Genomic DNA, 21,000 nt, shown 5'->3' on the forward strand with positions numbered 1-21,000 from the left:
CAATTTCTACTTAGTTTCCCCTAGAGAGGTTAGCAGAAAGCGGGCTATTCTTTCAGATGCGCCGGGTGGGCCAAATCGCTGAGGGCCATTTTCTTGGCACTTAGCGAGGTAGTCTACATCTTGTAAAGTCTCGACGACTCGTCGAGCCGCTTGCTGGAGAATCTCAGAGGTTGCTGGCTTAGTACCAATAGTTTGGGCAGAAATGCCCAACAGCCGAGTCTGCGCCTCTGCAAATTGATAGGTAAATTGGGGGCCTTCTCCGGGAATTTGGATAATCGGTTTGCCGATCGCCACTGCTAAATCTACTGCCAGCCCTGCCATACCAATGATGAGGGTAGAGTTACATAAGATATCGCTGAAGGCATCAGAGTAAAACCTGACTTCTGCAAGGGGTGATTCCTCAGCAGAACTTCCTGGCGGGGAATAAGTGAGTACGCCTTGATTCAGTTGCCAACCTTGACTTTTAGCAATGTCATCTAGCTGTCCCATCAAATTTGGTACCAAGGCAGCCCGAAACTGGAATCTTGACTTAGGCATCACCTTGGCAATTTCTACCACCAGTTGTAACTGCAAACAGAAGTTTCGCGCGGCTTCCGGCATTCGCGATCCTGGCAAAAGAGCGATCGTTGGAATGTCGGGTTTCAGATGCAAGTCTTTGCCCGTGGGAACGAGGTAATCTAAGGCTGGAATACCACCAAACTGAGCTTTAGCTATACCTTGGCGTTGAAGGTCAGAAGCCGTATAGGAATCTCTGGTGAAAACTGTCAGACATCGAGAAGAATTTAAATCGTTCCACAGCAGGGGATTGAGATACAATTGCCCTTCATAGAGGGCAGAGAGACAAGAGATAAAGGAGATGTAAGGGCGCTTTGTTAAGTAAGCGAATGTCTGGGAGATAAAATCTCCAGTAGCCATAATCAAATCGCACTTGGGAGCATACTGCAACACCGCTTGTAACTGTCGCCACGTTAGCCCAATTAATCCTGATTGAAAATCTTTGAGCAAATAGAGGCGCTTCATGTAAAAGAATCCTCCAGAGGGCATTATTTGGGTCGGGCCAATAATGGGAATATCCAAGCTGCGGTAAGCTTTTCCTTCGCCCACAATCGGCATTGCTGCCATCTCAATAGAAGGACACAATTGGCGCAGGGTCTGAATCACATGAGAGGTGTGGTTGTCCTCTCCATGGCCGTTACTGATAAACAAGATTCGCTTAAAAGGCATCTTGGGATTTGGATAGGTCTAAAATGCTTGCTTGGTGAAGATTTTAAACCTACATTGGGTGACTAGTCCAAGATAGTCAAACAATTTGTATCGCTGAATAAATAAAGCAATCACACCTTACCAGCCAAGTTCATCAACTGTTTCAAGTTCACAAGATAATTGATGTTGTTAGCGCTATCAATCTTGATCCACCCTTTTTCATGGAGTTTTTCCATGATTTTGGTAGTTTCATCAACGCCGATTTCTGTCACCTCTGCTAAATCTTTAAAGGGAACGTTAAAAATTTCTCTTCCTAAGTCTGATTCCTGACCATAGTTTTCACCTAAAGTCACCAGGGTATGGGCGAGTTTGACTGCTGGTGGTGAAGACCGCATTTGTAAACGCTGGTTAATTTGCCGCAATCGCCGCACCATCAGTTGCAACATTCGGTGATGTAGCTGCGGGTCTTTAAATAATATTTGAATAAAACGCTCTCTGGAGATACTAAGCAAGTTTACGGGTGAAAGAGCAATGACATCGGTTGAGCGTGGAGATTCATCCAAAATTGCCATTTCTCCAAAAAAATCGCCACGACCAAAAATTGCCAAAGCTACTGAATCGTCCCCGACGGTACGCCGGACTTTGACCCAACCAGAAACCACGAAGTAAACGGCGTTACCCCAGGCATCTTCCATGACAACGGCTCGCCCAGATGGGTATTCATGTTCAATTGCAACGTTGAGCAGCCATTCCAAGGTCTGGGGGTTGGCTGTACTCATTAAGGGGAAAAGTTCACTAAAAACCTCAGTTAGCATGAAATATATGCAAGGAATGGATTCAAGAGCGTGAAAATAACTTCGTTACTATAAGTTTTTAAACCGTAATTTTACTTAGAATGCGATCGCAAAATTCGTATTTATTTGATCTTAACCTCTAAGGTTGATCGGTCTAGAATTCTATTACAACATAACAATTATGTATGCGATCGAAATCAGAGGTTTTACTGACAAAACCCTTTGGGTAGGGAATTGGGAATTGAGAATTGAGAATTGGGAAGAGTGAAGGATAGAAACTTTAGTTATGTGTCAAAAGCCCATTTAAAAAAAAGATGTTTTTCGAGACGCACAGCGCTCTTAAATTCGGTGTCCTTGTTACAATCCCAGCCTTAAAAGCCGTGGGTTTTTCCTATTCCCTATTCCCTATTCGTTGGGGAATTGCTATGTAGCGCCAGTATTTTAATCTGTTGGTCTAAATTTTTTACTAATTGATTCAGGGCTACTATTGCCTCTGATTGCTGAGAATTAAGGCTGGGATTCAGTAAAAGCCGTTCTTGTAGTTCATGTAACTTGAAACTTAGTTGCTGAGAAATTCCTAAAGCATCGCGTCCCAGACGGATCAATTGTTGTTCTTGATAGAATTTTAATGCTGCTCCCCGCAAGACTTGCAGTGTTGCCTCTTCACCGTAGATTCCTGGCATGACTCGCAAGCGTAATAATAAGCGAGTTTTTTGATGCATGTATTCCTTCTCTACCTGTTTTGGTTCTGAAACCCTGATGAGAGGTAAGGAAGCAAACCGCTTTAATTCATTCAGTACTCCTTGGAAAACAGACAGAGGCAGTTTATCTAATACAGACTGCAAGATTCCATTGTCACTCCATAGTATTCTACCTTCGTAAGCTTGTCTTTCTAAATACAGCCGACCAATTCCCCCATCCAGAATTCGCCCTAGTAATTCTTCTAATAATTTCTTTGGTGGTAGTGTTGGCAGCAACTCGATGGGAGTAAGTAGTTCGGGAACTTGGGTAGGCAAAATCGGTAAATTTTTTGGTGCAGCTATTTCGGAAGTCTCACGTTCATGACTTCTCGTTGTTTGAGATGATTGATCTAGCTCTGGGATAGGAGGCAAATCTACACGCTGCCCAGAATGTTGACGCTTTGATGTCTCAAATAGCATCAATATTGGTTGCTGATTTGATTCAGGGTCAGTATTTAGAGAAACAATAGGTTTATCAGCGATGCTAGCTGGGCTATTTTGTTGGGGAGAGTCAGCTGTTGGCTGATGCGCTTGTTGAGCATCTAGTTGGGATGTATTCTTATGGTTGAGGTAGGCTGACAAGATTCTACGGTGAGCGTCAGATGCGATCGCTTCAATCACCATTGTGCAATTGATATAAGACAAAATACCACCAACATAATCTAGTGCCTCACTATCTTCTGGATGAACCATACCTAGCCAGAGGTTTTTGTCTTCTAATTCAAAGGGTAAAATCTGGTGGTAGAGGCAAGCTTCAAAGGACAAAAGACTATCTATCAGTTGGAATATTTGCTTGCGTTCCTCTCCTTCTTCCCATCTAGCTTGAGCAGCAGTTAGCATTTGTTGTCCATTTGCTGCCATATTATTTAGTTCACCCTCTGAAGACAACATAGATTTGATTGTGTGGTATTTATTTATATTTTGCCTCTAATTTACTAGGTAGTTAATAAAGATACTTTGTTGGATTGTTAAAATTTCAATTATATTTACTTAAGTAAATGTAAGTAGAAGATGAATTTTAGATAATATATTGGGGATAATACTGAAGATAGGGCATGGGGCATTGAGCATGGGGTATAAAAGATCGTCATGTTAATAGTTCTTTTTCCCCTGCTCCTCAACTCGCCACTTCCCATCAGCCTTGTCTGCTACCACCCAAATTGGCTACTCGTTGGTTCTTAAAGTTTGGGCAACAAGATAAACTTTTGTCCATTCGCCCAGCACTTGATGGGTTTTGAGTTTTAACTGTTGGGCTATTACTTCTATCGAGTTACCTGCTTTTCGCAAGTCTAGGATTTGCCGCCCCAGAGGAGTCAATTTTTCATCAAGTTGCTGCCATTGGTTTTGCGTTAACCCCAAGTTATGTTCTTGTAAGGAAATTGAGAGCCAACTATCTACGAGTTCTGGTTTACCTTTGAGAGCAAAAACACGTACTGCATGGTAACTAATTTTTTCTCGCAAACGGTATACTTCCCTAGCCTGCTTATTTAATTTGTGGGCAATCTCTTCTTGGGACTTACCTTGTAGATACAGTCTTAGCCATTCCACTGCATCTGTACCCAGATTTTCTTGTAAATAATTTTCCAGTTCTTTTTGTACTGATTGCCGTGAAACTTGTTGTTCTTCTAGATGTTGTGCTTCTTGATATTCTGCGATCGCCTGACTATCAACTAAGTTAATTCGATTCTCACTGTCGTCTGTGAGAACTTCTTCTGACACTAGTCTAATCAAGTCACGGCCTGGCACTTGGGTTAAACCACCGCGCTGAGTACGACGCAAGTAATTTACAAACCGATAAGCTAATAGGGGTTGATTACGTACTGGTCGCAGACAATATTCTTCTATACTGGCAAATAGTAGAGCATCTCCCAGTCGTCTATCGGTTGTATATTTGGCAAGATCAGCCATTTGTTGTTGCATATAGGCATCAGTTTGCAGTAATTCTTGGAGTACCTCTTGCAATACATCCATAACACTGCGCTGGCGATCGCGACTAAGGGAAACCCAAGTCTGAATCTTATTCCGTAATGTCACTAAACTTCCTAGTCGCGTTATCAAGTTCCGATAAGCACGTTCCCGTCCAAACCCTAAATAGCGTTGACGTAAAATCCTCCAACGATATTCCATCGCTTGTTTGGCGATATCTAGTTCCTTCGGGTTCAACAGATCAAAACGTTTTGAGTCAGATCCCAAAAGCCAGAGAATAATACTTTGTCTAGTAGGTTCATTTTGGTCTGGACATTCTGCAACCAAACGGTTTTGCCAATCTAGAGCCAGTTTTTCCATATCCTTTGTCATAGCGAGATTGCGTTCCTCGAAACTTAATTTTGAAGTTTGCATCACAACCCCCATTTGTCCCTACCTAATTGTTTAACTGGCAGCTGTCCCAGATTTCATGAGTTTCACGAAAATATCTCAGTGATTCCATTTTTATTACGTCTTAATTCAAGAGAATTATGCAAAAACTTTCACATTAGGGTTTTGCTCTCAATTTTAAAATGCCCCCAAATCCTTACATATAAGATGTTTGGAGCAATTCTGTTATTTTAAACTTTTTGTAAAGTTATATTTTTAACCGAGAACAAAAATCTCCTTAGAGTGGCAATAATAAAGCTTTCCAAGACAGGGTTGGAAAAATCTGACATTTTGTAACCAAGCTGAGGAACGAATCTAATTTAACTTAATATCATACGTTCTTTCACCCGTATAAGTTTTAACACTCTACTACACCTTACGTAGTAAAATACTTAGTGAAATCTCAATACACTTGCTGTTAGTGATATTTTGCGCCAGAATATTCCCCCAAGCTCTCTTAAAATGGCTTAATTCGCTCCCTTCTTAGGAGGGTTAGGGAGAATTAAACCTAAACTCAATCTATTTTTATTTTATTTAAGTAAATATACTTAATTTGGCGTTTAAGAGGATATTTGGTAAGCCGTTATCTAAAATCTTAATATCTAAAATTACCTAAAAACTATCAGACTTCTAGTGGTGGGAAGTTGTTAAAACTGTGCTTTTAACATTGGGAATTTATTCTAAAAAACTTTTACACTTATAAAAATGAACAGTCAACAGTCAATATTGATTTTGACTATTGACTCTGACTCTTGCTTTCCCTCTGCTTCAAAATTAAACTTATGCAAAATCTAAAAACAGAAAGAATGCAACCCTCAAAAGCTTTAATGCTCAGAAGCCTTAAATGAGACTTATCTTTAAATTCATTTATGGGGATTCTTAGTTTAGAATTTTACCATAAAGGATTGAATTTATCGATTGTTCGACGATCTAATAATGGGATTTTCTAGAGATTCTCGATACTGTTGCACTTCTTCTGTGTAAGCAATTGGTAGAACAGCTTCAACGTTTTCATGGGGACGAGCAATAATCACCCAGGATTCTAGAGTACCGCCAAAAACATTTTCTGCGGCTTCAATACCAGCAGCCATAGCCGCTTTTACCTCAGAAACATCGCCACGAATATTAACTGTAAAACGGGCACTACCCACTCTGATATATCCAACGAGGGTGACTCGACCAGCTTTTACCATAGCATCTGCTGCTGCTAGCACCGCAGGGAAACCTTTCGTTTCAAGTGCTCCAACTGCCTGTAATGACATTATTAATCTCCTGTATGAAAAACGATATGAGGGCTACAAGTTAATTGTACGAAGCTTCGCTACATATATTGATTGCGAAATTGCTTAGAACATACGGAAAGGTTCTGATTCTTCAGTGAAATGGATTGGTAATATGGTTTCAACATTTTCCGGGGGATTAGGAACGATGTAGTGAGTAATTACTGTACCAACCTTGACTTGCTCTCCAGCTTCGATTCCGGCTTCAACAGCTTTTTTTACCTCAGCAACGTGTCCCCGAACGGCAACTAACAAACGAGCGCTTTCAGCTTGGCCATAGTACACAATTGTGACTGCGGCAGCTTTGACCATTGCATCTGCTGCTGCTAAGACACTAGGAAAACCTAAAGTTTCAATTACGCCAACCGCCATTGGCATGGCATTAGCTCCTGGATTAAGGGATAGGCGATATCAATTGTACGTGGCTTTAGTCCCAATTTTGACATTTGGCAAAACTTTCTTTGATGCCACCAAATTCTATGGGAGTGGTGAGAGACGCGAAAAATCTTTGTCTGTACAAGAGTTAGAATGTTTTGATTAGCCAGTAAGTAAGTGGGCGTAATTAAATATAAGATCAAACCTCACCCTCAATCCCTCTCCAAAGTATCGGAGAGGGAAGCCGGAGGCAGGGTGAGGTTTTATATTTAATTACGCCTACCTACTTAGACTATTTTTAGGTATTACAAATAAATAATGCTTGAGCATATTATTCGTTTGTGTAATTTTGTTGTTTAACGAAATCAGCGAGAAGTCAAAGCAAGCTAGTACGATAAACTGAAATTTATGTTTCCGAATTTTCTTCCTAAAGCAGTGGGGCAACTGACTGAATCTACCTCGATCGCACTAGCTCAGAGTATTCAAACTGCTGCGATCGCTACTCCTTTAATTAATCAACCAGTTACCACAACTTATGTCAAGCAAGGGAGTGGTGGAACTCCTATATTATTAATTCACGGCTTTGACAGTTCTGTGTTAGAATTTCGGCGGCTTTTGCCACTACTTTCTGGAGATAATGAAACTTGGGCTGTTGATTTGTTGGGTTTTGGATTTACAGATAGACTCTCAGGGATTGCTTACAGTCCAACTGCTATTAAAACTCATCTTTATTATTTCTGGAAAAGCCTGATTAACCAACCTGTAATTTTAGTTGGCGCTTCGATGGGGGGTGCAACGGCGATTGATTTTACCCTAACTTACCCGGAAGTAGTAAAAAAACTGGTGTTAATTGACAGTGCAGGCTTGGCGAGTGGTTCACCGTTAAGTAAATTTATGTTTCCCCCTTTAGATTATTTAGCAACTCAATTTTTGAGTAGTTTGAAGGTGCGCGATCGCGTTTCTCGTATTGGATATAAAAATCAAAGTCTTGCTTCTGTTGATGCTCTATGTTGTGGCGCATTACACCTACAAATGCCGAGTTGGAATCAAGCTTTGATTGCTTTTACTAAAAGTGGTGGTTACAGTGCTTTTAAATTAAATATATTATCAAAAATTGTGCAACCAACACTAATTTTGTGGGGTGATTGTGATAAGATTTTAGGTACTAAAGATGCCACAAAGTTTAAAAGGGAAATTCCCCATAGTCGTCTCACCTGGATTGAAGATTGTGGTCATCTCCCTCATTTGGAACAACCACAAATCACCGCGCAGCATATTTTAAACTTTTGTACTGAAGCGTAAATAAATTAAAGTTTGTTGTCAGCACTTTAGTCCTGATAATCTTTGTTTTGAGCGATGAATCGCTCACTACGAACATATATATAGGAATTATATTTGATTTTTGAACAAAATTAGGTATGTAGGGTGTGTTAGAACGAAGTTCGTAACGCACCATTATCAAGGGTTTGGTCGTTACGCTGTCGCTAACGCAACGCCAGTTCGCTCAATTCAAGCCACTGCCTTGCGGGGGTGGAGGAGTTTGTTGGCAAGTGGCGCGGGAAACCCGCCCACACAACTGGCTCCCCTACATATCTTTTCAAAAATTAAATAGTATTCCTATAGCGTCATAGATTAACTGACTCTAGTCAAGTAACCACATCTCATTAGAACTATCAGGATAGTCATTTGGTTGATTTTGTGGTTGATTTTGAGCTAATGTTTCCGATGACCGATGTGATTTTTTGTAGTTAAGTGGATTGTAATGGTCTTTGACTGGTTTGATAGCAGTAGTTTCTTTGACAACAAGTTTTTTAGAATTATCTTCTGCTGTTTGTTTTAAAGCATTAATTTCTTCTATAAGTTGGGAATTCGCTTCTGCAAGTTGCAGCGCTGTTTTTTTGGTTTCTTCAAGTTCTTTTGATACCTGTTGTGCTAATAATTTATGTTCGGATGCCAATGTTTGTTGTTTAGATAATTTTGATTGCAAATCAGCAATTTCTTGCCCTAAAGATGCTTCCTTTTTATGGCTTTTTTCTAGATTAGTTGTCAATTCTTTGACATTTGCTTCTAAATCAGCTTTAGTGGGACTTGTGCGCTTAGTAGAAGTTGGATCGAGTATTTCTGCTGAGGATTCCTCATCAGATGAAGCCTGTTCTTCGGCAATTGCTTCTGCTGTGACTTCGATCGCAGATTCGCCTTCTGGGGGTGTAAATTTTTGTGCCTCTTCTTGTAATAAATCAGAGAGACTTTGTTTCCTAGCCATTATTATTTTCTCCAATCACGCTGTAATTCATCAGCCGCACGGCAGTAGTCTGACTCCGCCTCTCGTGCATTACTTCCTCGCCATTGAGCGATCGCTACACCCTCAAGTGCTGCTCGTTCATGAGCCTTATAAGCACGGATAAAGGTATTACAAGCAGGAATACCTAATCTAGTGAGAGTGTTTTTTGCTTCTAGTGCTTCCCCAATACTGCGCGTATCGACTTTGGTAAGCAGTACCCGATGGGGAGTTCCCACAGGGATAACGGCTTCCTTGACTGTTTCCACGAGGATAGCTAAATCCATTGCGGCTGGGGGTGTAGGCAAAACTAGATAATCTGCGATCGCAACTACCGCCACTAATGCTTCAGAGCGCAGCGCGGGAGGCGTATCCACCACTACTAAATCGTAACCTGTTATCTTTCCTAAATTACCTAAAAGTGTGGGATCTGTTTCTTGAGATAAATCAAATCCCATTCCCTGCTGACTGCGCCCAAACCACCAACTGGCAGAACCTTGAATATCTGCATCAATCAGCAACACCTTTTTTTTCTTCGCAAAGTTTGCAGCCAGATTGACTGCGGTAGTCGTTTTACCGACTCCTCCTTTACCGTTGAGAATAGCGATGATTTTTGGCACTGCTTGCTTCCGATGCTGCCTCTTGTTAGCGCTAGCGGGGCGTTTAGCCCGTGCTGAGTTAGGAGTGTTGAGTGCTGAGTTAGGAGTAAAGACGCAATTAATCGCATCTGTACAAGAATTATTATTATTCTCTTTTCAGTTCTCAGTCCCCAGTGTCCAGTCCCTAATGATGAATATAGCGCTTTATGTAACCCTAAGTAACATGAAAACTCGTAACAATAAAATTCAGAAGCCATCAAATCCACAAAATTCTATGACAGCAACTTACAATCTGCCTGATGGGCCGCAAATGCCGCGCTGGTTGAGGATGATCAAGTTTATTAGTCAGCCAGTGAAATATGTAGATGATTTTGCCAAAATCTATGGTGATACTTTCACAATTAGGAGTAGTCGTAGTAATAACCATATTGTGTACTTTAGTCAACCCCAAGCACTGGAGCAGATTTTTACTGCTGATTCCAGCCATTTTGAGGTTGGGAGGGGGAACATAGGACTAAAATTTTTGCTTGGCGATCGCTCCTTTATGTTAGCGGATGGCGATCGCCACCAGCGTCAACGACAACTATTAGCTCCGCCTTTTCATGGCGAAAGAATGCGGGCTTATGGTGAGGATATTTGTAAAATAACCCGACAGGTGAGTAATGAATGGCAAATTGGCAAGCCTTTCAAGATTCGTGAGTCGATGCAAGAAATTACATTGCGTGTTATTCTACGGGTTGTATTTGGTTTGGAAGAAGGAAAGCTTTTTGAAGAACTGAGGCGATCGCTAAGTGACTTACTAGACTTCATCACTTCACCAGTAATGTCTAGCGCCTTCTTTTTTCGGTTTATCCAAAAAGATTTCGGTGCGTGGAGTCCTTGGGGTAGAATTCTGCAACAACGGCAAAAAGTTGATCGACTTATTTATACTCTGCTCCGAGAACGTCGAGATGAACCAGATCAAAATCGTCAAGATATCCTGAGTTTGATGATGGCTGCTCGTTACGATGATGGTCAAGGGATGTCAGATGAAGAATTACACGATGAGTTAATGACGCTGCTAGTAGCGGGACACGAAACTACCGCTTCTGCATTGACATGGGGTTTGTACTGGATCGATCGTTTACCAGAGGTGCGTGAGAAGTTACAACAGGAACTCAACACCATTGGAGTTAACCCCGATTTGAGTAGTCTCGCTAAGTTGCCCTATTTGACAGCAGTTTGCCAAGAGACATTGCGAATTTACCCAATTGCTATGACTGCTTTCGTGCGGCTTTTGAAAACTCCACTTAAAGTTATGGACTACGAACTGCCACAGGGAACAGCAATAGTCCCTAGTATTTATTTAGCGCATCATCGAGAAGAAGTCTATCCACAATCCAAACAGTTCAAGCCAGAACGCTTTTTAGAAAGACAATATTCTCCTTACGAATATTTACCCTTTGGTGGCGGTAATCGTCGCTGTATTGGGATGGCATTTGCCCAGTATGAAATGAAAATCGTCTTGGCAACTGTTCTGTCTGAATTTCAATTGTCGTTGGTGAACAAGCGCCCTGTAAGTCCTGTGCGCCGTGGGTTAACTTTAGCTGCACCAGCCGGAATGGGGATGATTGCAAAACCTCAAGTTAAGCCTGCCAATACACGAGCCACACTTTAACTGGCATCTAAATCTATTGTTAACAACCGCCTTATAATTCAATACGGTTCAGTTAAGGGTTATTGGTGTAGCAAATTGATCTTTGAAGACGCGATAAATCGCGTCTCTACATCAGGATTTTGGGCTTATCTGAACTCTATTGCCTCATAATTCATTCTGAGCTAATAGCCAAAGTTTTCTAAACAAGACTAAGAAATAATTTCAGCCTACTCAAATAGACTTTAGCTATTAGCTGTTTTATACAGCAGGATAGAGTAAGAATTACGAATTGAAAATTAAATTATCCTGATTTTATTTATTGTTAACGAGTTGTTCGTAATGTTCTTTGTCGCGGTATTTAATTGTTTTCATAGGTTGATTTTCAACAATTGCTAAAGGTTCAACTATTTGTTTCATAAAACCTCATGGAAGTCTAAGAACTATTTGGCTTTCAAGCAACGAGGAAAAACGACGCGGGTATATTAGCACCCTTTACATTTATTAGGTTTCCCAAATGGGAGTATTTTCTCCCGAACCATATTGCTCACTCGCAGAGTTTTTTGATATTTCGTCTGTTGCTTTTTTTGAGTCATAAGACGGAAAACTTTACAGATACTTGTTGCATGTAGGCTTGACAAAAAGCAAACTGATGTAGCAATATTCATTTAAGTCCCTTTCGTCCCACATCTCGAAGTGGATAGGAGGCCATGCATGATTGGCAGTATTTCTTTAACCACGATCGCAGCAATTTAAGTCAAGGCACTTACCGCATCTTTGAGCCGGAGTGGAAAGCAGAGATTCTCCACTGGTTCAGCCAGGAAGATGTAGCTAAGAAGCAGAAAGAAGATTTTATCCAAGCTTTAATAGGTTTTGATGACAGTTGCGGCGATTTTTATCGGTATCGCGCCTATTTTTTGGCGGCTGAGGCTTTATCTCAGTTTCCAGAATGTAGCTTGGGTGATGCGATCGCTTCTCAAGTGCTGAAATGGAGTTATGCTTACTTTCGCCAAGATAAAAGCGATTGGCATATATTACCAAAACCATTGGTGAAGGCAGCGAGAAAAACGCTGGAATTAACTGATAGAAAACGGGTTATCGCCGCTTTTGTTCATTTGGTTCATACTACTGAAAGTCCCACAGTTCTTAGACTTGCAGCCGAGAAGTTAGGAGAACTCGATCCGGGTAACAAAAGTGCGATCGCAGCCTTGACACTGCTAACACCAGTTGTTGAAAATAAACAAACATTCTGCCAGACAAGTCAAAATCCTTGGGAAATACCAGTTGGTGATGAAACTGCGATCGCTGCTTTCATCCACGACATTAAGAGGATTCCAGATCAGGATATTTCCTGGTATGGAATCGCAGCATTGGGTGAAATTGCCTATGGTAATCAAACCGCGATCGCAGTTTTAATTCAGCTTATGGAGACGACACTAAATAAGGGTAATTGTTGCGAAGCGATCAAAACTTTGGGGAAAATTGCTGTGGACGATCAAACTGCGATCGCATCCCTGATAAAATTCTTAGAGATAAACCAGGGTGATAGAATCTGCTTTGATGCAGCTAAGGCATTATGGCAAATCGATACAGGTAATGCAGTTGCACTCAATACTCTAGCCTACATCCTCAAGACTTCTGCAAGTGCATCTCTGATAAATTGCGTTGCAACCTATTTACTTAAAATCGATCCAGAAAATAAAACTGGAATTGCTAGAGGAAATACGATTGCTATTACCACCTTATCCCAGATACTTGAAACTACTCAGCATCAAGCCTCTGAAGATGAATGGGAACGTTTGTATGCAGCCGAAGCTTTAGTAAAAATTGATCCTGGTAATTCAAAAGCGATCGCTACTTTATCTCAAATACGTGAAAGTAATCAAAATACATTGATGCGTTTGCAAGCATCTGAAAGTCTAGTAAATGCTGTTCAAAATCTAGAAGAACTTGATTTAGACAACAAACTAGTTAAAGAAAAGCTAAAACAAGCTGTCTTTGTTCTTGTTCAGGACATTCAGATTTTTCAGGAATATGATGACTACAAAAATGAATTCAGCATTAAACCCACACATGAACTATCTTATGAATTTTGTCTCTTGGATATAGCTGATAATTTAACTAAAATCCTTCAAAGCGAACATTTACCACAAGTAGTCATAACTCTAAAAGACTATCTAGATAAACAGTTCTACAATAACAATTCATATCGCTATGAGGCTGTCTTTAATATTATCTGGCATTGTGCTGAGAATATGAATTACCCAGATTTCTCCAAAACTTGGCACAATTAATTGACTGAAGAATAAGCGCAGAGTTGTTATCAAAAATTGCAGAGACGCGAATTGTGAAAGCGTCTCTACAATGTTTATTTGACTACTAATCAAAATCCCTGTGCGAATGGCAGACGAGCTAGGGTTCTGAGAAGATCGCCGGCTAAATTGAGTGCTAAGAAAGCTAAAATCGGAGAAAAATCCATACCACCCAATGGGGGAATAATTGAGCGGAATAAATTCAGATAAGGGTCGCTTATCTGCGCTAAAGCAGCAAATGGCTGGTTATACCAGTCAATTGTCGGGAACCAGGTCAACAAAACCCGGATAATTAGCAAATAGCTATAAAAGGTGACAAAGGTAACTAGTGTCGTAATCAGTAAACTCATGGATGGCTTTGTTTCCTACTAAGTGTCAAACGCGGTCTTATCTTTTAATTTTAATTTAGTCCAAAGTCAAAAGTGTTTGCAGATTTGGTACTTGCCACACCAGACATTTTCACTACGCCTAAACAAACATCAAGAGTCTTTAGTCAGGGAGCGGTCATTGCTGGCTTGGGGTGAACTGCTATTCACATTACCCAGTTGCTTCCGCACATCATCAATTGTGGCATTTAGCTGTGCAATTTTATCTTCTAGCGATCGCCTGGCCGTTTCTATGCCAATGCTCTCACTTTCTGAAGCTTTCATCTGACGACGCTTTGCCGCTATTTTCTTCGCTTCGACTTGGCTATCTGTCAGTTCTGTTTCATCCTCTGGTAGCAATTGCGGATCGCGTCGAGAAGCAATCAGTGCCCCGATAACACCACCAAATACGCCACCAACAAAGGCCCCTGCTAAAAAACCACTGCCAAAACCATCTCGCTGACTCATATCTTTACCGCCTTCAACAAACCTTGCAACTTTTACAGTAGTTATGCTATTTTCTCCTGCCCTAGCTGCATACTAGCTTAAGTCCCAAATGTGCGATCGCCTGCATCTCCTAATCCCGGTACAATATATCCCTTATTGTTAAGTTTTTCGTCAATGGTAGCGGTGTAAACTATTAAACCTGGATAAGCTTCACTCAGTTTTTTCAAAGCTGGTGGAGCCGCTACTACGCAAACAATTCGGGTCAGGGAAGGATCAACACCCCGTTGTGTCAATTCTGCCATTGTAGCCATAATTGACCCTCCGGTTGCCAACATTGGATCGGTAATCAGCACTCGTGTCTGGGGGTCAAATTTTTCTGGTAACTTGTTCAGATAACAATGAGGTAGCAGTGTTTCTTCATCTCGCGCCAAGCCAAGATGGTAAATCGATGCCAAAGGTAATAAAGTCTGCGCTCCTTCAAGTAATCCTAGTCCAGCCCGCAGAATCGGTACTACTGCTACTGGTATTTGCGGATCGATCACCGTTGCTGGACAGGTATCCAAAGGAGTCTGCACGGCTATTTCTTGGGTTGGCAACCAGTCTCGCGCGGCTTCATAAGTCAGCCATCTTCCCAACTCAGTCATGGCGCTGCGAAATAATACTGAAGGCGTGCCTGCATCACGGGCGACTGCCAGCCAGTGTTTGATCAGGGGATGGGGTGGGACATAAACCCGCAATTGTAGCGTCATAGCCAGAAATAGGCGATTTTTTATTGTACAAGAACTGAAACACCATAATACTCTTTCCTGCATCCGGCTGACAGCTAAAATTAATCCCCTCAATTTTATTGATAAAACTTTTCATTAGTAGTTGACATCTATTCTCAATCAAGGCTATATTATTATCCAGTGTTCTCCTCTCTTTTAAGGATCGGCAGACGGGATTAGCCAGCGATAGCAGGTTCATCCCTCTTTTTTTTATTTGTCATTTGTCATTGGTAAATATAGCGGTTCTCGCTTGGGTGCAGCACATTTTTGACCTCTCTCCAAACCTCTCTCCTAAAAGGAGAGAGGCTTTGAATTTTACTCCCCCTCCCTTGTAGGGAAGGGGTTGGGGGTTAGGTCTGTACCACACTCAAGCAGGAACCGCTATATTGATTGACTGTAGGCAAATGACAAACGACAAATGACAAATGACGCGATCGTGATTGGATCTGGTATTGGTGGATTAGTAACTGCGACTCAGTTAGCGGCGAAAGGAGCGAAAGTGCTGGTACTGGAACGTTATTTGATTCCAGGTGGCAGCGCTGGTTATTTTGAACGCCAAGGCTATCGATTCGATGTTGGTGCATCAATGATTTTTGGACTGGGACAGAACGGTACTACTAACTTACTCACCCGCGCTTTGTCAGCCGTAAATGTCAGCCAAGAAGCGATCGCAGATCCGGTACAGATTCACTATCATTTACCCCAAGGCTTAGATTTGAAGGTTGATCGGGTTTATGAAAAATTTTTGCAAAATCTTATTGCTAATTTTCGCCATGAAGAACAGGGGATTCGTCGCTTTTATGACGAATGCCAAAAAGTATTCAAGTGCCTTAACAGCATGGATTTGCTGTCGTTGGAAGAACCTCGGTATTTACTGCGGGTATTTTTGCAGCATCCTTTGGCGTGTCTCGGTTTAGTTAAGTATCTGCCCCAAAATGCCGGGGATTTTGCCAGACGTTATATCAAAGATCCGCAATTATTGAAATTTATCGATATGGAATGTTATTGCTGGTCGGTGGTTCCAGCAGACATGACACCAATGATCAATGCTGGGATGGTCTTTTCTGACAGGCATTATGGCGGAGTTAACTATCCTAAAGGCGGGGTGGGACAAATTGCTCAAAAACTGGTGGAAGGTCTAGAAAAAGCTGGGGGTAAAATTCAGTACCAAGCTAGAGTCACGAAAATTCTTACAGAAAAAGGAAAAGCGGTAGGTGTGCAACTAGCAAATGGTAAAGTATATCGGGGTAAACGCATAGTTTCTAATGCCACACGCTGGGATACATTTGAGCAATTACTACCAGCAGAATTAATGCCACGTAATGAGAAAAGATGGCAACAAAATTATCAAAAATCTCCAAGCTTCTTGAGTTTGCATATAGGGGTAAAAGAGTCAGTTTTACCTGCGGGGACAGAGTGCCACCATATTTTGTTAGAAGATTGGGAAAAAATGACCGGAGTGGAAGGGACAATTTTTGTTTCGATTCCCACATTGCTCGATCCAGATTTAGCACCAGATGGATATCACATTATTCATGCCTTCACACCTCACTGGATTGATGATTGGCAAAAACTTTCTCCAAGTGAGTACGAAGCGAAGAAAGAAGAGGCGGCTGGACGAATTCTTGATCGCCTAGAGAAGATTTTTCCCGGTTTAGACGCAGGATTAGATTATTTGGAAGTAGGTACACCCCGCACTCATCGCCGCTTTTTGGGTCGTCAAGATGGCACTTATGGGCCAATTCCCCGGCGCAAGTTATGGGGGTTATTGAATATGCCCTTTAATCGCACAGCCATTCCAGGACTCTATTGTGTCGGGGATAGTACCTTTCCAGGTCAGGGATTGAATGCAGTAGCTTTTTCTGGGTTTGCTTGCGCTCACCGGATTGCTGTAGATTTAGGATTTTAGGAGTCAAGATTTAGGCTGCTATTAAACCTCTGGTTCAATACCAAGCGATCGTAATTGTGCAGTTAAGCGATCGGCTCTTTGACGTTCCAATTCTGCCCTTTGGCTTTCTAATTCCGCCCTTTGGCTTTCCTGTTCTGCTCTTTCCTCACCACTCAACAACAAATTACCTTGCAAATCCCACCAGCGCAACCAAGGTAATTCTGCATTCTGATAAACTCCTTGCCATAAGCCTAACTCAACTCCCAAAGGGGCAATAGTATAATGTCCCCGCTCATTTGCTGCTAAAAGTTGATATTGCCCTTCAATTAGGTGATAAACTTCCACACTGGCTTTATTCACTTCATAAATGCCGTAAAAAGCCGGATGAATTACTTGCTCATAAATCCAAAATTTGCCCTTCCAAGGAGTTTTGTCTCGCTCCTCGCTACCATCCCCAGAGACAAATTCCAATACAATCAAAGGGGCAATGTGTTCTTGCCAAAGCACATAAGAACGGCGCATTTGCCCATTCAGTGTAGGTGGCACATTCGGGACATAGAACCAATCTGGAGCTTCTGCACCTCGTTCTGGCGGGTCAGTAATGCGCCAGTAGATACCACTATCTTGGCCTATGCAATATTGCCCATCAGGATGACGTTTTTGCAATACTGGTTTAATGGACTCTGTTATTAGAATGCTTTGGGGATGTTCCTGGAAGTTTTTCACGAAGGTGCCATCAGACTCTGGAAGTTGAGTGTGGTCTGGAAGTGTAATACTAGTAGCTGGATTAGTTGCAGTCATAGGTTTACCCTGAGCCTGTCGAAGGGGCTACCCTCGCGTTTTTCGTGAGGTTTGTTATTTATAGGACTTACGCAAAACTACACATGGTAGGGGCAATTCATGAATTGCCTCCACCTGGAAATAAGGGTTTCGGCTAAAGTTTTACGTAAGTCCTAATTTAGTCTAGATTCCATAGGCGCAAACAGAAATCTGAAAAAACCAAGTATTGTAGTCTGCGGGAACACCTGATGGCGATCGCTAAATCGATAATCTCAAAGTACCCGCAGTAAGCTAGGAATACTTTCAATCGATTCAAAATCCCGGATTTCTGCCAAAGCTTGGCGAAAATTACCTTCCCGTACATTATGGGTAACAACCACAATCTCTGCTAGTTCCCCTTGAAAACCAGTTTGGACAATTGACTCTAAACTAACGCCATAGTTACCAAAGCAAGTCCCTAATTTACCGATAACTCCAGGTTGATCGTTCGTGAGGAAACGGGCATAAAACCGAGTTATCAGTTCTGCCATCGGCGCAATTTGGCAATATTCTTGATGCCGACAAGCTAATAATGGATTTGCAACTGCTGTATTAGTTTTAAGTACAGCAACTAAATTCAAGATATCTGATGTGACAGCGCTGGCGGTTGCACCAGCACCGGCACCGGGGCCAAAAAACATTACCTGGCCGATGGGTTCTCCTTCGACAAGAATGGCATTGTAAACGCCGTTGATGCTAGCCAAAGGATGAGCTTGAGGCACTAAAGTCGGATGAACTCTAACCGAAAGCGGCGATGAGGGAGTATCACGTTTAGCGATCGCTAATAATTTAATCACAAATCCCAATTTTTCGGCGTAGGCAATATCTGTTTTGCTGACTTGCCGAATTCCCTCAGTATAAACATCTTGTAGGTTGATGCGTCCACCAAAGCTTAATGATGCGAGGATGGCAATTTTATCTGCTGCGTCTAAGCCATCAATATCAGCCGTGGGGTCAGCTTCAGCATAACCCAAGCGTTGGGCATCAGCTAAGACATCGTTAAAATTGCTGCCTTCTGTCTGCATCCGTGTCAGGATGTAATTAGTTGTACCGTTCACAATACCTGTGACAGTGTGAATCCGGTTAACACTTAAAGACTGCTTCAGGGGTTGAATCACCGGAATCCCACCACCCACAGCAGCTTCTAGCATGACGTACACGCCCGCTTCATTAGCAGTTGTGAAAATTTCGGCCCCAAAGCGAGCGATCGCGGCTTTATTGGCGGTAACTACATGCTTACCATTACTCAAAGCTTTGAGAATTAGCGATCGCGCCGGCTCCAATCCGCCCATCACCTCAACAACTATATCTACCGCCGGATCGTTGACAATTGCTTCTAAATCTGCGGTTAAAACTTCCGTAGATAATTCTACTGCACGGGGCTTATCTAGCGATCGTACTCCCACCCGATAGATTTCTATCTCTTGCAACAACGGGTGACGGCCAACCCTATCTTGCAACAACTGCACCGTCCCCGTTCCCACGGTGCCTAGTCCCAGTATTCCTAGTTTCACACCCACAGTTTCTGCACCCAATTTCACAAATAACAATTGTAGGTAGAGCATTTGCCCTACCTACTGATTATCCTGCTTCCTTTGTCATTTGTCCTTCGCCCTTCGTCTAAAACTAATGACTAATGACAAATGACCAATGACTAATTTTAGTAAGTTTCTACGTGCCAGCGACCAGCTTTCTTGATTTCCTTCTGGTAAACACTCCAGGTTACGCCTTCCTTAGCAGCAGCAGCAGTTAAAGCTGCATCAATACCTTCTTCCATACCGCGTAAACCGCAGATGTAGGTGTGGGTTTTTTCATTTTTAATCAACTGCCACAATTCATCAGCATGTTCTGCTACGCGGTCTTGAATATACATTCTACCGCCTTGGGGATTTTTCTGTTCGCGGCTGATGGCAGCAGTGAGGCGAAAGTTCTCAGGATATTTTTGTTGAATTTCTTCCAGTTCTTCCTTATATAAAAGGTTTGGAGTTGTTGGTACGCCAAATATCAGCCAAGAGAATCCTTTAAATTGGTATTCTGGGTTAGCGGCTCTTTCTGCATCTTTAAACTGCCGCCACAGATAAGCCCGCATCGGAGCAATACCTGTTCCAGTTGCCATCATGATCACATTAGCTTCAGGATCTTGGGGTAACAACATTTCCTTACCCACTGGCCCTGTAATTTTCACATCTTCCCCTGGCTTGAGGAAACACAGGTGTGTAGAGCAAACACCGTAGACTGTTTCGCTAGTTTCTGGGTGCTTGTATTCTAACTGACGGACACACAGTGATACTGTCTTATCATCTAGATTGTCGCCATGACGAGTTGAGGCGATAGAATATAGTCTGAGTTTTTCCGGTTTACCGTTCTTATCTACTCCTGGTGGAATAATCCCAATACTTTGACCTTCTAGATATTTCAAATCACTACCAGATAGGTCAAACTTAAGGTGTTGAACAATACCAATACCACCTTCTTGGACTAGTGGTTCATTAGATACTACCTTGCCAATAAACGGAGCATTGGGACGGTAAGTGTTAACAGGAACGTCACCGTGGTCTTTTTTGGCTTTCGCTTGAGTCATGGTGTTGCCTTTCTTGTCCTTGTTCTGTTCTTCAGCTGGTGGTTTGGCGAAGCCTTTGGCTTCACCATGAGCATTTACAGGTGTGGCTTTACCATTCCCTTCAGTGTTAGCAGTTTCCCCAGATGTCGCTAACTGGCTGACAACGCTATTAGCATTCCCAAATGAGGCTTGACCATTAACTGGCTCTAGAGCAGTTACAGGCTGGATGCTAACAATTGTGCCGCCTAGACGAGTGATACGTCGCATTTCTTGATTCATCCGGTTGTAAGGCACTCTGATGAACACACTGCCACTTTTCCGAATTGGGTAGTTAGTTTGATCAGTTTCTTCGCTCTGACGCAAACCCACCACTTCATAGAGGAAGATGCGGCTACCTAATTCTGTGTTGGCAGCACCCTCAACAGCACCTTGATTGTACATTCGTTCTAGCACTCCGATAATTTACTTAACCGTTTTTCAAAAAAAAACTGTTCCCCTACCTTGCCAGCTTTAGTTTACCGGATTTTCGCTTCACAAAACTGGCTCTTAAGGAAAAACGGCATCATTAAATTAATGCCTTGCTAA

Annotated in this window: 19 protein-coding genes; 5 read left to right on the forward strand and 14 right to left on the reverse strand. The window is 42.1% G+C overall.

The window, feature by feature from the left end:
- Positions 1–6: 6 nt before the first annotated feature.
- The 6 genes from V7K98_RS16515 to V7K98_RS16540 form a co-directional block, all read right to left on the reverse strand.
- Positions 7–1,224, reverse strand: a complete 1,218-nt coding sequence (locus V7K98_RS16515) for a lipid-A-disaccharide synthase-related protein (protein WP_335023618.1) — start codon at positions 1,222–1,224, stop codon at positions 7–9.
- 110 nt (positions 1,225–1,334) lie between these two features.
- Entirely contained in the window at positions 1,335–2,018 is a 684-nt protein-coding gene (locus V7K98_RS16520; protein ID WP_335023620.1) for a Crp/Fnr family transcriptional regulator, read from the reverse strand.
- Between the two features lie 377 nt (positions 2,019–2,395).
- A complete protein-coding gene (locus V7K98_RS16525) occupies positions 2,396–3,628 on the reverse strand; it encodes a pilus assembly protein PilB (protein WP_335023622.1) in 1,233 nt (410 codons plus the stop codon).
- A gap of 273 nt (positions 3,629–3,901) precedes the next feature.
- Entirely contained in the window at positions 3,902–5,089 is a 1,188-nt protein-coding gene (locus V7K98_RS16530; protein WP_335023624.1) for a HetZ-related protein 2, read from the reverse strand.
- A 914-nt stretch (positions 5,090–6,003) separates the two neighbouring features.
- Entirely contained in the window at positions 6,004–6,354 is a 351-nt protein-coding gene (locus tag V7K98_RS16535) for a carbon dioxide-concentrating mechanism protein CcmK (RefSeq protein WP_335023626.1), read from the reverse strand.
- An 84-nt stretch (positions 6,355–6,438) separates the two neighbouring features.
- Entirely contained in the window at positions 6,439–6,750 is a 312-nt protein-coding gene (locus V7K98_RS16540; protein ID WP_334806564.1) for a BMC domain-containing protein, read from the reverse strand.
- On the opposite strand from V7K98_RS16540, the gene V7K98_RS16545 reads away from it, so the two are divergent.
- Together V7K98_RS16545 and V7K98_RS16550 are read left to right on the forward strand one after the other, a co-directional pair.
- The gene (locus tag V7K98_RS16545; RefSeq protein WP_335023628.1) at positions 6,749–6,913 is read left to right on the forward strand and encodes a hypothetical protein; all 165 of its coding nucleotides are present in this window, start codon (positions 6,749–6,751) and stop codon (positions 6,911–6,913) included. The two genes, V7K98_RS16540 and V7K98_RS16545, sit on opposite strands and share 2 nt — an antisense overlap.
- 242 nt (positions 6,914–7,155) lie before the next feature.
- Positions 7,156–8,049, forward strand: a complete 894-nt coding sequence (locus V7K98_RS16550; RefSeq protein WP_335023630.1) for an alpha/beta fold hydrolase — start codon at positions 7,156–7,158, stop codon at positions 8,047–8,049.
- Between the two features lie 340 nt (positions 8,050–8,389).
- On the opposite strand, the gene V7K98_RS16555 is transcribed toward V7K98_RS16550, so the two are convergent.
- Entirely contained in the window at positions 8,390–9,010 is a 621-nt protein-coding gene (locus tag V7K98_RS16555) for a hypothetical protein (RefSeq protein WP_335023632.1), read from the reverse strand.
- A gap of 2 nt (positions 9,011–9,012) precedes the next feature.
- Positions 9,013–9,645, reverse strand: a complete 633-nt coding sequence (locus tag V7K98_RS16560; RefSeq protein WP_335023633.1) for a ParA family protein — start codon at positions 9,643–9,645, stop codon at positions 9,013–9,015.
- 253 nt (positions 9,646–9,898) lie between these two features.
- On the opposite strand from V7K98_RS16560, the gene V7K98_RS16565 reads away from it, so the two are divergent.
- Positions 9,899–11,281, forward strand: a complete 1,383-nt coding sequence (locus tag V7K98_RS16565; protein ID WP_335023676.1) for a cytochrome P450 — start codon at positions 9,899–9,901, stop codon at positions 11,279–11,281.
- Between the two features lie 686 nt (positions 11,282–11,967).
- Complete coding sequence (locus V7K98_RS16570; protein ID WP_335023636.1) at positions 11,968–13,551, forward strand: HEAT repeat domain-containing protein; 1,584 nt, start codon at positions 11,968–11,970, stop codon at positions 13,549–13,551.
- Positions 13,552–13,640: 89 nt separating this feature from the next.
- Here V7K98_RS16570 and V7K98_RS16575 read toward each other — a convergent pair whose 3' ends face one another.
- The 3 genes from V7K98_RS16575 to upp all read right to left on the reverse strand — a co-directional run bounded on the left by V7K98_RS16575 (position 13,641) and on the right by upp (position 15,130).
- Positions 13,641–13,919 carry a YggT family protein gene (locus V7K98_RS16575; protein ID WP_335023638.1) on the reverse strand — a complete coding sequence of 93 codons (279 nt, stop codon included), beginning with the start codon at positions 13,917–13,919 and terminating at the stop codon, positions 13,641–13,643.
- 129 nt (positions 13,920–14,048) lie between these two features.
- Entirely contained in the window at positions 14,049–14,402 is a 354-nt protein-coding gene (locus V7K98_RS16580) for a hypothetical protein (RefSeq protein ID WP_335023640.1), read from the reverse strand.
- 77 nt (positions 14,403–14,479) lie between these two features.
- Positions 14,480–15,130: a uracil phosphoribosyltransferase gene (gene upp, locus V7K98_RS16585; protein ID WP_335023678.1), complete on the reverse strand. Its 651-nt coding sequence runs from the start codon at positions 15,128–15,130 to the stop codon at positions 14,480–14,482.
- 436 nt (positions 15,131–15,566) lie between these two features.
- On the opposite strand from upp, the gene crtH reads away from it, so the two are divergent.
- Positions 15,567–17,057 carry a carotenoid isomerase gene (gene crtH, locus V7K98_RS16590; RefSeq protein WP_335023642.1) on the forward strand — a complete coding sequence of 497 codons (1,491 nt, stop codon included), beginning with the start codon at positions 15,567–15,569 and terminating at the stop codon, positions 17,055–17,057.
- Between the two features lie 21 nt (positions 17,058–17,078).
- Here the strand turns inward: crtH and V7K98_RS16595 are convergent, their stop codons facing one another.
- The 3 genes from V7K98_RS16595 to petH form a co-directional block, all read right to left on the reverse strand.
- Complete coding sequence (locus V7K98_RS16595; RefSeq protein WP_335023644.1) at positions 17,079–17,837, reverse strand: Uma2 family endonuclease; 759 nt, start codon at positions 17,835–17,837, stop codon at positions 17,079–17,081.
- 251 nt (positions 17,838–18,088) lie between these two features.
- Positions 18,089–19,375 (reverse strand): homoserine dehydrogenase, encoded by a 1,287-nt coding sequence (locus V7K98_RS16600; protein ID WP_335023680.1) that lies wholly within the window; start codon positions 19,373–19,375, stop codon positions 18,089–18,091.
- A 140-nt stretch (positions 19,376–19,515) separates the two neighbouring features.
- Entirely contained in the window at positions 19,516–20,856 is a 1,341-nt protein-coding gene (gene petH / locus V7K98_RS16605; protein ID WP_335023681.1) for a ferredoxin--NADP reductase, read from the reverse strand.
- Positions 20,857–21,000 lie beyond the last annotated feature (144 nt).

The organism is Nostoc sp., assembly GCF_036917435.1.
GTDB lineage: Bacteria > Cyanobacteriota > Cyanobacteriia > Cyanobacteriales > Nostocaceae > Nostoc.